The 13,497-nt window shown below is 70.5% G+C and carries 10 protein-coding genes; 4 read left to right on the top strand and 6 right to left on the bottom strand.

What is annotated here, in order from left to right:
* Positions 1–146: 146 nt before the first annotated feature.
* The 3 genes from ACF1DX_RS04305 to coxB are packed head-to-tail and all read right to left on the bottom strand — an operon-like array spanning position 147 to position 3,234.
* Positions 147–545, bottom strand: a complete 399-nt coding sequence (locus tag ACF1DX_RS04305; protein ID WP_030859113.1) for a cytochrome c oxidase subunit 4 — start codon at positions 543–545, stop codon at positions 147–149.
* Entirely contained in the window at positions 542–2,278 is a 1,737-nt protein-coding gene (ctaD, locus tag ACF1DX_RS04300) for a cytochrome c oxidase subunit I (RefSeq protein WP_391789704.1), read from the bottom strand. The genes ACF1DX_RS04305 and ctaD overlap by 4 nt, the downstream gene beginning before the upstream one ends.
* On the bottom strand, positions 2,275–3,234 hold the full coding sequence (gene coxB, locus ACF1DX_RS04295) for a cytochrome c oxidase subunit II (RefSeq protein WP_391789703.1): 960 nt from the start codon (positions 3,232–3,234) through the stop codon (positions 2,275–2,277). The genes ctaD and coxB overlap by 4 nt, the downstream gene beginning before the upstream one ends.
* Before the next feature lie 284 nt (positions 3,235–3,518).
* On the opposite strand from coxB, the gene ACF1DX_RS04290 reads away from it, so the two are divergent.
* Positions 3,519–4,907, top strand: coding sequence for a cysteine desulfurase/sulfurtransferase TusA family protein (locus ACF1DX_RS04290; protein ID WP_391789702.1), 1,389 nt, complete (start codon positions 3,519–3,521; stop codon positions 4,905–4,907).
* Positions 4,908–5,081: 174 nt separating this feature from the next.
* Here the strand turns inward: ACF1DX_RS04290 and ACF1DX_RS04285 are convergent, their stop codons facing one another.
* The gene (locus ACF1DX_RS04285) at positions 5,082–6,056 is read right to left on the bottom strand and encodes a carbohydrate kinase family protein (protein WP_391789701.1); all 975 of its coding nucleotides are present in this window, start codon (positions 6,054–6,056) and stop codon (positions 5,082–5,084) included.
* 129 nt (positions 6,057–6,185) lie between these two features.
* Here ACF1DX_RS04285 and ACF1DX_RS04280 point away from each other — a divergent pair, with 129 nt between their 5' ends.
* Together ACF1DX_RS04280 and ACF1DX_RS04275 are read left to right on the top strand one after the other, a co-directional pair.
* Positions 6,186–6,413: a hypothetical protein gene (locus tag ACF1DX_RS04280; protein WP_391789700.1), complete on the top strand. Its 228-nt coding sequence runs from the start codon at positions 6,186–6,188 to the stop codon at positions 6,411–6,413.
* Between the two features lie 162 nt (positions 6,414–6,575).
* Positions 6,576–8,330: a hypothetical protein gene (locus ACF1DX_RS04275; protein ID WP_391789699.1), complete on the top strand. Its 1,755-nt coding sequence runs from the start codon at positions 6,576–6,578 to the stop codon at positions 8,328–8,330.
* Between the two features lie 84 nt (positions 8,331–8,414).
* Here the strand turns inward: ACF1DX_RS04275 and erpA are convergent, their stop codons facing one another.
* Positions 8,415–8,771: an iron-sulfur cluster insertion protein ErpA gene (gene erpA / locus ACF1DX_RS04270; RefSeq protein WP_030859125.1), complete on the bottom strand. Its 357-nt coding sequence runs from the start codon at positions 8,769–8,771 to the stop codon at positions 8,415–8,417.
* Positions 8,772–9,067: 296 nt separating this feature from the next.
* Here erpA and nadA point away from each other — a divergent pair, with 296 nt between their 5' ends.
* On the top strand, positions 9,068–10,252 hold the full coding sequence (nadA, locus tag ACF1DX_RS04265; RefSeq protein WP_391789698.1) for a quinolinate synthase NadA: 1,185 nt from the start codon (positions 9,068–9,070) through the stop codon (positions 10,250–10,252).
* An 89-nt stretch (positions 10,253–10,341) separates the two neighbouring features.
* Here nadA and ACF1DX_RS04260 read toward each other — a convergent pair whose 3' ends face one another.
* Entirely contained in the window at positions 10,342–13,458 is a 3,117-nt protein-coding gene (locus ACF1DX_RS04260; RefSeq protein ID WP_391789697.1) for an efflux RND transporter permease subunit, read from the bottom strand.
* Positions 13,459–13,497 lie beyond the last annotated feature (39 nt).

Raw genomic sequence — 13,497 nt, 5'->3', positions numbered from 1 at the left:
CGCCCCTGGTGGTATTGGGGGGCTAATCTGCGCCTCCCGTCTGCACCCCGCCCCCCCGGGGGTTTTCGTCACGCACCCCCGGGTGCTCCGCCCGGGTCGGGCCCGGCACCCGCGGGGTGGTGTGTCGGGGCCCCTCGCCGCCGTGGTCACTGGGTGCGGTTCTCACCGCGGTAGTACTCGAAGACCCAGCCCCAGATGCCGATCAGGAGCAGCGGCGCCGAGAAGTACATCAGCCACCAGCCGATCGCGACGCTCGTGAAGGCCAGGGCACCGCCCACGGCCAGGGAGAGCGGCTGCCAGCTGTGCGGGCTGAAGAACCCGACCTCGCCGGCGTCGTCGGCGACGTCCGCCTCCTTGTTGTCCTGCGCGCCCACGTCGACCCGCCGGGCCGTGAAGCCCAGGTAGAAGCCGATCATGATGGACAGGCCGAACGCCAGGAAGAGGGCGGTGGTGCCGACCGGCTCCTTCGACCACACGCCGTAGACCCCGGCCATGATGAGGAAGAAGATGCTCAGCCACATGAACATCTTGCCCTGGATCTTCACTTGCCGGCCTCCTTGCTGCCGGAGAGGGCCTTCTCACCGTGACCGGCGTTCTCGAGCTCGTCGAGCGCGGCGATCTCGGGGTGGTGCAGGTCGAACGCCGGGGATTCACTGCGGATCTTCGGCAGGGTGAGGAAGTTGTGCCGCGGGGGCGGGCAGGAGGTCGCCCACTCCAGCGAACGGCCGTAGCCCCACGGGTCGTCGACGCCGACCGGCTTGCCGTACTTGGCCGTCTTCCAGACGTTGTAGAAGAACGGCAGCATCGACAGGCCCAGCAGGAACGAGGCGATCGTCGAGACCGTGTTCAGGGCGGTGAAGCCGTCCGCCGCCAGGTAGTCGGCGTAGCGGCGCGGCATGCCCTCGACACCCAGCCAGTGCTGGACCAGGAAGGTGCCGTGGAAGCCGATGAACAGCGTCCAGAAGGTGATCTTGCCGAGGCGCTCGTCGAGCATCTTGCCGGTGAACTTCGGCCACCAGAAGTGGAATCCGGCGAACATCGCGAAGACGACCGTGCCGAAGACCACGTAGTGGAAGTGCGCCACCACGAAGTACGAGTCGGACACGTGGAAGTCCAGCGGCGGCGACGCCAGGATGACACCGGTCAGACCACCGAAGGTGAAGGTGATCAGGAAGCCCAGCGTCCACAGCATCGGGGTCTCGAAACTCAAGGACCCCTTCCACATGGTGCCGATCCAGTTGAAGAACTTCACACCGGTGGGCACCGCGATCAGGAACGTCATGAAGGAGAAGAACGGCAGCAGCACACCGCCCGTGACGTACATGTGGTGCGCCCACACCGTCACCGACAGACCCGCGATCGCGATGGTCGCGCCGATCAGGCCCATGTAGCCGAACATCGGCTTGCGGGAGAAGACCGGGATGACCTCGGAGACGATGCCGAAGAACGGCAGCGCGATGATGTACACCTCTGGGTGGCCGAAGAACCAGAACAGGTGCTGCCAGAGCAGCGCCCCGCCGTTGGCCGAGTCGAAGATGTGTGCGCCGAACTTGCGGTCCGCCTCCAGGGCGAACAGGGCGGCGGCGAGGACCGGGAAGGCGAGCAGGACCAGTACACCGGTCAGCAGCACGTTCCAGGTGAAGATCGGCATGCGGAACATCGTCATGCCCGGAGCGCGCATGCAGATGATCGTGGTGATGAAGTTGACCGAGCCGAGGATGGTGCCGAAGCCGGAGAAGGCCAGACCCATGATCCACATGTCGGCGCCGATGCCCGGCGAGCGGACCGCGTCCGACAGCGGCGAGTAGGCGAACCAGCCGAAGTCGGCGGCGCCGTCCGGGGTGAGGAAGCCGGCGACCGCGATCAGCGAGCCGAACAGGTACAGCCAGTAGGCGAACATGTTCAGCCGCGGGAACGCCACGTCGGGCGCGCCGATCTGCAGCGGCATGATCCAGTTGGCGAAACCGGCGAACAGCGGCGTCGCGAACATCAGCAGCATGATCGTGCCGTGCATCGTGAACGCCTGGTTGAACTGCTCGTTCGACACGATCTGCAGGCCCGGCCGGGCCAGCTCGGCGCGCATCACCAGGGCCATCACGCCACCGATGATGAAGAACACGAACGACGTCGCCAGATACAGCGTGCCGATCGTCTTGTGGTCCGTCGTCGTCAGCCACTTGACGACGACCTCGCCACGGGTCTGGCGCCGCACCGGCAGCTCGTCCTGGTAGTGGGACCCTGCCGCCGCGGCACCCTGGGATTCGTTGAGGATGCTCACAGGATGTTCGCCTCCCGGTTCTTCTCGTGCTCCGTCTGCTCGATGCCGGCGGGCACGTAACCGGTCTGCCCCTTCTTCACAAGGTCCTTCAGGTGCTGCTCGTAGCGCTCGGGGGAGACGACCTTCACGTTGAACAGCATCCGGGAGTGGTCGACGCCGCAGAGCTCGGCGCACTTGCCGAGGAAGGTGCCCTCACGGTTGGGGGTCACCTCGAAGGCGTTGGGGTGGCCCGGGATGACGTCCTGCTTCATCAGGAACGGCACCACCCAGAAGGAGTGGATGACGTCGCGCGAGGTCAGCACGAAGCGGACCCGCTTGCCCTCGGGCAGCCACAGGGTGGGACCCGGGTTGTTGGTCTGCGGGTTCCGGGTACCGGGGACGCCGCAGTCGTAGACGCCGCCGGCGTCGGCCGGGAAGGCTTCCTTGTAGCGCTCCGGGACCGACTCCAGTTCCTTGGACGTCTTGGCGTCGCCCGTGGAACCTTCGACGTTCTCGACGTAGTTGAAGCACCAGCTCCACTGGAAGCCGACCACGTTGACGGTGACGTCGGGCTTCTTCTCGAGCCTCAGCAGTTCGGATTCGTCACGCGCGGTGAAGTAGAAGAACACCGAGACGATGATGAGCGGAACCACCGTGTACAGCGCCTCGATGGGCATGTTGTAACGGGTCTGCGGAGGAACCTCCACCTTGGTGCGGCTGCGCCGGTGGAAGAAAGCACTCCACAGGATCAGGCCCCACACCAGCACGCCGACGACGAGCGCGGCGGCCCAGGAGCCCTGCCACAGGGAGAGGATCCGCGGAGCCTCTTCCGTGGTGGGGGTGGGCATACCAAGGCGGGGGAAGTCCTCCCATGTGCAACCGGTGGCGGTCGCCAGGACCAGGCCCGCGGTCAGTGCCTGCAGCAGCTTCCGCCGCATCGGGCGCCGCGGCGAGCGGTCGGAGCCGTTGGGACTCACGTAGCGCCTTCCCGAGAGTCTCGCCCGCGCGGATTGGCTGCGGCCTGCCTTCTCGCTGGTCGGTCGCCGCCCTGCGTCGGGCAGGGGTTTGGATGTTTATGCGGAGCAAACCCTAGCCGACGCCCTCCGGGGGGTTACGGGGAGGGGGGCCTAGTGGGTGGGCGGTTCGCTGATTTGGCGGGTGCGGGCCGTCGGGGGCCGGCCGCGTCCGCGCGGCGGAGCCGCATGCCGGAACAGCCCGTGCCCCTGAGGGGTGCCGCCCCGCCGGGGTTTAGCGTTGCCGTGTGCCCTACTTCGATGCTGCCTCCGGTGCTCCCCTTCATCCCGTGGCCCGTCAGGCGTTGACGGCCGCTCTCGATGAGGGGTGGGCGGATCCCGCGCGGTTGTACAAGGAGGGGCGGCGGGCGCGGTTGCTGCTGGACGCGGCGCGGGAGGCCGCCGCGGAGGCGGTGGGGTGCCGGCCGGACGAGCTGGTGTTCACGTCGTCCGGTACGCGGGCGGTGCACGACGGGATCGCGGGAGCGCTGGCCGGGCGGCGGCGCGCCGGGCGTCACCTGATCGTGTCAGCGGTCGAACACTCTTCTGTACTCCATGCGGCGGAAGTTCACCAGAGCGGCGGAGGATCGGTCAGCGAGGTCGCGGTGGAGCGCACGGGGGCCGTGAGCCCGTCCGGGTACGCGGACGCCCTGCGGCCGGACACCGCGCTGGCCTGCCTGCAGTCGGCCAACCACGAGGTGGGGACCGTGCAGCCGGTGGCCGGGGTCGCCGAGGTGTGCCGGGCGGCGGGGGTGCCGCTGCTGGTGGACGCGGCCCAGTCGCTGGGGTGGGGGCCGGTGGAGGGCGACTGGTCGCTGCTCGCGGCGAGCGCCCACAAGTGGGGCGGTCCGCCGGGGGCCGGACTGCTCGTCGTACGGAAAGGGGTGCGGTTCGCTCCCCAGGGGCCGCGGGACGAACGGGAGTCGGGGCGGGCGGCCGGGTTCGAGAACCTGCCGGCGATCGTGGCGGCGGCGGCTTCGCTGCGGGCGGTGCGGGCGGAGGCCGCCGAGGAGGCGGTACGGCTGCGGGAACTGACGGAGCGGATCCGGGCGCGGGTGCCGGGACTGGTGCCGGACGTGGAGGTGGTCGGGGACCCGGGGCGGCGGCTGCCCGGGATCGTCACCTTCTCCTGTCTCTATGTCGACGGGGAGACAGTGCTGCACGAGCTGGACCGGGCCGGTTTCTCCGTGTCGTCCGGGTCGTCCTGCACGAGCAGCACGCTGACGCCGAGCCATGTGCTGCGGGCGATGGGCGTGCTCAGCGAGGGCAACATCCGCCTCTCGCTGCCGCCGGGGACGCGGGAGGAGGACGTCGAGCGCTTCCTGTCCGTCCTGCCGGGGGTGGTGTCGGGGGTGAGGGAGAAGCTCGGCGCGCCGGTGTCCGCCGGCCCCGTCCCGACGGAGGAGAAGGACGAGGTCCTGGTGGTGGACGCCCTGGGCCGGCGCTGCCCGATCCCGGTCATCGAACTGGCCAAGGTCATCGGAGACGTCCCGGTGGGCGGCACGATCCGCGTTCTCGCCGACGACGAGGCGGCCCGCCTGGACATCCCGGCCTGGTGCGAGATGCGCGGCCAGGAGTACGTGGGCGAGGAGCCGGCGGCCCGAGGAACGGCTTACGTGGTCCGCCGGACAAGCTGACCCCCTCTCCTCAGGGGCGCGGGGAACCGCGCGTTTTTGGGGGCGCGAGGAACCCCGCACCTCAAGGGCAGGAGGAGCGGCACGCCATCAGGGGCGCGGGAGACCGCGCGTCTTTCAAGGGGCGCGGGGAACCGCGCGACCAGCCCCCACGCACCCGCACCCGCACCCGACGGCTCAGCCCAGATGCCCCCGGACCTCCTCCGCCGCCTCATCCCCGTACGCCTTGGTGAAGCGCTCCATGAAGTGCCCGCGCCGCAACTGGTACTCCTGCGTACCCACCGTCTCGATGACGAGAGTCGCCAGCATGCAGCCGACCTGCGCCGCCCGCTCCAGCGAGACCCCCCACGCCAGCCCCGACAGGAATCCCGCCCGGAACGCGTCGCCGACACCCGTCGGATCGGCCTTGCGTTCCTCGTCCGGGCACCCGACCTCGATCGTCTCCTCGCCGGCCCGCTCGATGCGGACACCCCGCGCGCCGAGGGTGGTGACACGGTGGCCCACCTTGCCGAGGATCTCCGCGTCGCTCCAGCCGGTCTTCGTCTCGATGAGCCCCTTCTCGTACTCGTTGGAGAAGAGGTAGGTCGCCCCGTCCAGCAGTATCCGGATCTCCTCGCCGTTCATCCGGGCGATCTGCTGGGAGAAGTCGGCGGCGAACGGGATGCCCCGGGAGCGGCACTCCTCGGTGTGCCGGAGCATCGCCTCGGGGTCGTCCGCGCCGATGGAGACCAGGTCGAGTCCGCCCACGCGGTCGGCGACGGTCTTCAGCTCGATCAGCCGGGCCTCGCTCATCGCACCCGTGTAGAAGGAGCCGATCTGGTTGTGGTCGGCGTCCGTGGTGCACACGAAGCGGGCGGTGTGCAGGGTGTCGGAGATGCGGACGGACTCGGTGTCGACGCCGTGCCGGTCCAGCCAGGCCCGGTATTCGTCGAAGTCGAAGCCGGCGGCCCCGACGAGGATCGGGCGGGTGCCGAGCTGGCCCATCCCGAAGGCGATGTTCGCGCCCACGCCGCCCCTGCGCACGTCGAGGTTGTCGACCAGGAAGGACAGCGAGACCGTGTGGAGCTGGTCCGCGACGAACTGGTCGGCGAAGCGCCCGGGGAAGGTCATGAGGTGGTCGGTGGCGATGGAGCCGGTGACTGCGATGCGCACGGCGTGGATTCTCCTGAGGGAGGCGGTTTGACACTTCACGCTACCGGTTGGGAAGGGCCCGCAGAAGCGGCCTAAAATACCCGATAGTAGATCTTTCTTCGTGACCTTCTCCGTGCGTACGGTGCCGATATGACGAACCCCAGGGCCCATACCCCTGCCCCCGCCCCCGCCCCCGCCCCGGCGGACCTCGAAGGCGGCCTGGCGTCGCTGCGCGGCGACTGCGCCCGGATGGTCCCCCACTGGGCGGTGCCCGACCGGGTGGCCGCCCGGCCGGTCTCCCCGTCCTCGATCCACGGCGTGACCGTGCCGCCCGGCTCGGCGCGGCTGCTGGACGCGATGGCCGAGTACGGCGACTGAGCCGGCTCCGGCCGGTTCGGCGCTCCCGGGGAACCGCGCGCTCCCCCGCTGCGTCCCATCGCTGTCCCCCGTAAAGGGGATGCGGGATACGACCCACGAGCGGTCCCGGCACGACCGGGAAGGGTCTTTCCGGGACAGTCGCGCAGCCGAAGGAGCGATGCGGTGAACACCGAGCGACCCGACAACGACGACGAGGCGCGCACCGCCCCGGGCGGCGCGCCCGACTCCGGGGGCGCTTCGGGCCACGACGGGGAGACGGGCGCCCCGAAGCGGCGGGAGCCGGAACCCGCCGCCCCCGAGCTGGGTACGGCACGGCCGGCCGACGGCGCGCCCGGTGCCGGGAAGGCGGACGCCGCCACCGGCACCCCCACCGGTGAGGCCCCGGACGACGAGCCCGCGTCCGGCGCGGACGAGACCGTCGCAGGGGAGCGCCGGGCCGGCGGCCCGCCCTCCGGGGAGGGGCACGCCGACGAGGCGTCACCCCGGCGGCGTCCGTCCCTGCTGATCGCCTCCGTCGCCGCCGCCGTGCTGCTGGTGGGGGGCGGCGGGGCCTGTCTCGCCTCCGGTGCCGCCGGTGGTTCCGGGGACTCGGGAGGCGGTACGACCCCGGGGGCGAACGGTGACGCCACTCCCCCGCCGCTCGCCCTGGACGGCCCCTCCGAGGGCGCCGCGAACGGGATCGCCCCCGGCGAGCCCAATCCCTACGGCGTCGTCTACCGCGCCGACGGCTCGCTCCCGGAGGGTCCCGGTTCGGCGCCGGTGTACCGCGCCCGGGGGCAGGTCACCGAGGAGCGGGTGGTCACGCTGGCGAAGGCCCTGGGGCTGGAGGGGAGGCCGGTCGCGGAGGGCGGCTCCTGGCGGATCGGCGGCAAGGACGGTTCGGGGCCCACGCTGCGGGTGGACCGGGAGGCCCCCGGCTCCTGGACGTTCAGCCGGAACACCCCGGGCACCGACAACTGCAAGGGCGCTACGTGCCCGGCCCCGTCCACGGGCGGTCCGGTCGTGAGCGAGTCCGTCGCGAAGAAGGCCGCCGCGCCCGTGCTGAAGGCGGTGGGCCAGGACGACGCGAAGCTCGACGCGGGCCGGATCATGGGCGGCAGGCGCGTGGTGAACGCCGACCCCGAGATCGGCGGGCTGCCGACCCACGGCTGGACGACCGGTGTGGTCGTCGGCGCCAAGGGCGAGGTGGTCGGCGGCAACGGCCGGCTCGCGGAGCCGGTGAAGGGCGACACCTACCCCGTGGTGAGCGCCGCCGACGCGCTGAAGCTGCTGAACGCGGCGCCGGACGCCGGCCCGGGCGCGGGAGTCGGCGGCTGCGCCAGTCCCGTACCGCTGGAGGACGGGCAGCAGGAGCCGTGTGCCCCGGCGACGAAGCCGAAGGGCGACACCGTCACGGTCGGCGACGCGGTGTTCGGGCTGGCCTCGCACTCCGTGGACGGGCGGCCGGCGCTCGTGCCGTCCTGGCTGTTCGAGGTACGGCCCCGGGGCGCGGAGGACGCCTTCACGGTGACGCATCCGGCGGTCGACCCGGAGTTCCTCGCTCCGCGGACGGAATCCGGGTCCGGAGAGGCGAGCCCGCGGCCCACGGAGCCCGGCGACGAGCCGACCGCGGCCCCCTCCACCCGTGATGTCGACGTCGAGGGCTACACCGCCGAGGGCGACGAGCTGACCGTGACCTTCACGGGCGGCGTGTGCGCCGACTACGAGGCGACGGCGAGGGAGAGCGGCGACCGGGTGACCGTGCGGGTGACCGAGACGCCCTGGCCGGACAAGGTGTGCATCCTGATCGCCAAGCAGTACCAGCGGACGGTGCGGCTGGACGCCCCGCTCGGCGACCGCGAGGTCGTGGGCGCGGACGGCGAGCCGGTCCCGCTGCGGAAGGACGGTGCCCGGCTGCCGGCACCGCCCGCCCGGTAGCTCCGGGAGGAGAACGCGAAGGCGGCGGCCCCCTCGGAGGGGGCCGCCGCCTTCGTCACGTGCTGTCCGGGACGGGGATCCGGCTCAGCTGAAGGAGTCGCCGCAGGCGCAGGAACCGGTGGCGTTGGGGTTGTCGATCGTGAAGCCCTGCTTCTCGATGGTGTCGACGAAGTCGATGGTGGCGCCGCCCAGGTACGGAGCGCTCATGCGGTCGGTGACGACCTTCACACCGTCGAAGTCCTTCAGCACGTCGCCGTCGAGCGAGCGCTCGTCGAAGAAGAGCTGGTAGCGCAGGCCGGAGCAGCCGCCGGGCTGGACGGCGACACGCAGGGCGAGGTCGTCACGGCCTTCCTGGTCGAGCAGGGCCTTGACCTTGGACGCGGCGGCGTCGGTCAGGACGATGCCGTCGGTGACGGTGGTGGTCTCGTCCGATACGGACATCTACATCTCTCCCGGGTTGTACGGAGACTGCTTGCCGACGGTTGCAACCGGCGGGACCGCGGATTCATTCCGGGCCGGGCGCGTGTCTTCCTCGCCTCCCTCCTCATGCTCGCACACGCGGTACGGAGCGGAAACCGGCTCCGGTGGGCCTTCCGGGAAGGGACCGGCGCCCGCCGGGATTCACGTCACATGGACGTTATGGCCGTCGTCAAAGTGACGTGAACCGGTTATGATAGATAGCGTCATTTCGACGAGAAGTCGGACGAGAAGTCGCCAGAACAGAAAGGGTGCGTGCCGTGACCACCGCCCAGACCCAGGAGCTCGACGTACAGCCGACGCCCCTCGCCCTGCTGCTGCTCGGCCGTGAGGCCGACCCGAGGAGCGAGCGCGGTGTGGAGTGTCCCGGCGACCTTCCCTCACCGTCCGACCCGGACCTGGTGGAGCGCGCCCGCGCCGCCAAGGAGAAGCTCGGCGACAAGGTCTTCGTGCTCGGCCACCACTACCAGCGCGACGAGGTCATCCAGTTCGCCGACGTCACGGGCGACTCCTTCAAGCTGGCCCGCGACGCCGCCGCCCGCCCGCAGGCCGAGTACATCGTCTTCTGCGGTGTGCACTTCATGGCCGAGTCGGCGGACATCCTCACCGGTGACGACCAGAAGGTGGTCCTGCCCGACCTCGCGGCCGGCTGCTCCATGGCCGACATGGCGACCGCCGAGCAGGTCGCCGAGTGCTGGGACGTGCTGACCGAGGCCGGGATAGCCGAGCGGGTCGTCCCCGTCTCGTACATGAACTCCTCCGCCGACATCAAGGCCTTCACGGGCAAGCACGGCGGCACCATCTGCACCTCCTCCAACGCCAGGCGGGCCCTGGACTGGGCCTTCGAGCAGGGCGAGAAGGTCCTCTTCCTGCCCGACCAGCACCTGGGCCGCAACACGGCGGTGCGGGACATGGGGATGTCCCTGGAGGACTGCGTCGTCTACAACCCGCACAAGCCGAACGGCGGGCTGACGGCGGACGAGCTGCGCGCCGCGAAGATGATCCTGTGGCGCGGCCACTGCTCGGTGCACGGCCGGTTCAGCCTGGACTCGGTGAACGACGTGCGCGAGCGCATCCCCGGCGTGAACGTCCTGGTGCACCCGGAGTGCAGGCACGAGGTCGTCGCCGCCGCGGACCACGTCGGCTCGACCGAGTACATCATCAAGACGCTGGAGGCGGCCCCGGCCGGTTCCAAGTGGGCCATCGGCACCGAGCTGAACCTGGTCCGCCGGCTGGCGAACCGTTTCGCGTCCGAGGGCAAGGAGATCGTCTTCCTCGACAAGACGGTCTGCTTCTGCTCCACGATGAACCGCATCGACCTGCCGCACCTGGTGTGGGCCCTGGAGTCGCTCGCCGAGGGCAACCTGGTCAACCGCATCGAGGTGGACAAGGAGACCGAGGCGTTCGCGAAGCTGGCGCTGGAGCGGATGCTGGCGCTGCCGTAGGACCATGTGCGAAGGGGCGCCCCGTGGATCCACGGGGCGCCCCTTCGTCGTCCGGCCGGACGTCGGACTCGTCGTCCGGCCGGACGACGTCAGACCTGGACCGGCTTCGGCTCCTGGGGAGCCTCCCCCTGGGCGGAGAGGCCCTTCTTCGCCGCCCGCTTCTTCGCGCGCCGCTCCTTGCGGAGCTCCAGCATCGCGTAGAGCGTCGGGACCAGCAGCAGGGTGAGCAGGGTCGACGTGATCAGACCGCCGATCACCACGACCGCCAGCGGCTGGGCGATGAAGCCGCCCTCGCCGGTGACGCCCAGCGCCATCGGGAGCAGGGCGAAGATGGTCGCCAGGGCCGTCATCAGGATCGGCCGCAGACGGTGGCGGCCACCCTCCAGCACGGCCTCGACGACGCCGTAGCCCTGCTTGCGGTACTGGTTGATCAGGTCGATCAGCACGATCGCGTTGGTGACCACGATGCCGATCAGCATCAGCATGCCGATCATCGCCGGGACACCCATCGGGGTGCCGGTGATCAGCAGCAGGCCGATGGCGCCGGTCGCCGCGAACGGGATGGAGACCAGCAGGATCAGCGGCTGGGCGAGCGACCGGAAGGTGCCGACCAGCAGCATGAAGACGATCGCGATCGCGGCCAGCATCGCCAGGGCCAGGTTGAGGAACGCCTCGTCCTGGTCCTCGGTCACGCCGCCGATCTCCGCCGTCGCGCCCGCGGGCAGCGTCAGCCCGTCGATCTTCTTCTGGAGGTCCACGCCCACCGCGCCGGTGTTGTCACCGGTCGGCTTCGCGGTGACGGTGGCCGAGCGCTGACCGTCGATCCGGGTCATGGAGACGGGGCCGTCCACCACCTCGACGGTGGCGATGTCACCCAGCTTCACCGCGCCCAGGCGCAGGTTCTTCAGCTCGTCCACGGTGGTGGCCGGCTTCGCCGAACGGATGACGATGTCACGCTCGGTGTCGTCCAGGACCGCCTTGGCGGCCGGGGTGCCCTTCACCGCCAGGGAGACGGCCGCGCCGAGGGTCTGGTCGTCGAACCCGGCCGCGGCGGCCTTGTCGTTGGCCTTCACCGAGACACGGGGCACGCTCTGCGCCAGGTCGCTGGTGACGTCCGTGACGTCGTCCAGGGAGGCGACCGCGCCTTGGACCTGGTCCGCCGCCTTGCGCAGCGCCTGCGCGTCGGCCGCCTTGACGACGACGCTCAGGTCCTGGCTGCCGAAACCGTCACCGGCCGCGATGGTGGTGGTGCCGATGCCGTCGAGCTTCTCCAGGCCCTTCTCGACGCTGTCCGTCACGTCCTCGGAGGACGCGTCGTCCTCCAGCATCACCTGGTACGTCGCCTGGTTGGTGTCCGTACCGCCGCCGAAGGCCGCCATCCAGCCGGACGAACCGATGGTCACCTGGTAGTCCTTGACGCCCTCGGTGTCGCCGAGCAGCTTCTCGACCTTCGCCGCCTGGGCGTCGGTCGCGGCCAGGCTGGTGCCGGGCTCCAGCTCCTGCCGGACGGTGAGGACCTGCTGCTCGCCCGCGTCGAAGAAGTTGGTCTTCAGCAGCGGCGCCATGGCGAAGGTGGCGATCAGGACGACGACCGCGATGGCCACGCTGGTCAGCCTGCGCCGGGTGGCGAAGCGCAGCACGGGGACGTAGAGGCGCTGGAGGCGGCTCTTGGCCTCCTTCTCCTCGGCGATCCTGCGCGCCTCCTCGGCGTCCTCCGGGGTGCCCTTCGGGGGCCGCAGGAACCAGTACGACAGGACGGGCACGACCGTCAGCGACACCAGCAGGGACGCAAGGAGCGCCGCCGTGACGGTGAGGCTGAAGGAGCCGAACAGCTCGCCCACCATGCCGCCGACCAGGCCGATCGGCAGGAACACGGCGACCGTGGTGAGCGTCGAGGACGTCACCGCGCCGGCCACCTCACGCACCGCGTTCATGATCGCCGACTGGCGCTCCTCGCCGTAGCCGAGGTGCCGCTTGATGTTCTCCAGGACGACGATGGAGTCGTCCACGACCCGGCCGATGGCGATGGTCAGCGCGCCCAGCGTCAGCATGTTCAGCGACAGGTCGCGCGTCCACAGCACGATCAGGGCGAGCACCACGGACAGCGGGATGGAGACCGCCGTGACGAGGGTCGAGCGGACCGACGCCAGGAAGACCAGGATCACCAGGACGGCGAAGAGCAGACCGAGCGCGCCCTCGGTGGTGAGGCCGTCGATGGCCTTGGAGACCGCCGGGCCCTGGTCGCTGACGACGGTGAGGGTGGCCCCGTCACCGAGGTCCTCGCGCAGGTCGGGCAGCTTCTCCTCGACGGCCTCCGAGATCGCGACCGCGCTGCCGTCGTGGTCCATCGTCGCCATCACGGCGAGGCTCGGCTTGCCGTTGGTGCGGGTGAGGGAGTCGGCCCTGGCCTCCTCCTCCTTCACCGTGGCGACGTCGCCGAGACGGACCGGCTTGCCCTTGCCGGGCTCGCCGGTGATCCTCAGGTCCTCGATCTGCCGCAACGAGGTGAAGCCGCCGCCGACCTGGACGGTGCGGTTGGCGCCGTCCTCGTCGAAGGAGCCGGCCGGGACGGTCACCCCGCCGGCCTGGAGGGCCGTCGACAGCGACTGCGGGGTGAGACCGGCCTTCGCCAGCTTCGCGTCGTCGGGGGTGACGGTGACCTGGACGTCGCGCACGCCGTCCACGGTGACCTGGCCGACGCCGTCGATGCCCTCCAGCGCGGGCACCACGGTCCGGTCGAGCCGGTCGGCGAGCGCCTGCTGGTCCTGGCCGGAGGTGACGGCGAGGACGACGGTCGGGATGTCGTCGGTGGAACCGGCGACGACCTGCGGGTCGACGTCGTCCGGGAGGCGGGCGCCGGCCCGGTTGACGGCCTGCTGGACGTCGGCGACGAGCTGCTGGGTGTCGTTGCCGTAGTCGAAGGACGCCATGATCACGGCGTTGCCCTCGCTCGCCGTCGAGGTGACGCCGGAGATGCCGTCGACGGCCTCCAGGCTGTCCTCGATGGGTTCGACGACCTGCTTCTCGACCACGTCCGGGGAGGCGCCCTGGTACGGGGCGATCACGGACACCATGGGCAGTTCGATGGTCGGCAGCAGCTGCTGTTTGAGCTGGGGTATCGCGATCGCCCCGAAGACGAGCGCGATGATCGACATCAGTCCGATCAGCGCCCGTTGCGCGAGGCTGAATCTGGACAGCCAGGACATGGTCAGGGTCTCTTTTCCGTGGAGCGGCAGAAGTCCGGC

It is taken from the genome of Streptomyces sp. NPDC014676 (assembly GCF_043084105.1).
Lineage (GTDB): Bacteria > Actinomycetota > Actinomycetes > Streptomycetales > Streptomycetaceae > Streptomyces.
The sequence above is the reverse complement of the archived record's forward strand: the minus strand, read 5'-3'. Positions and strand labels throughout refer to the sequence as shown.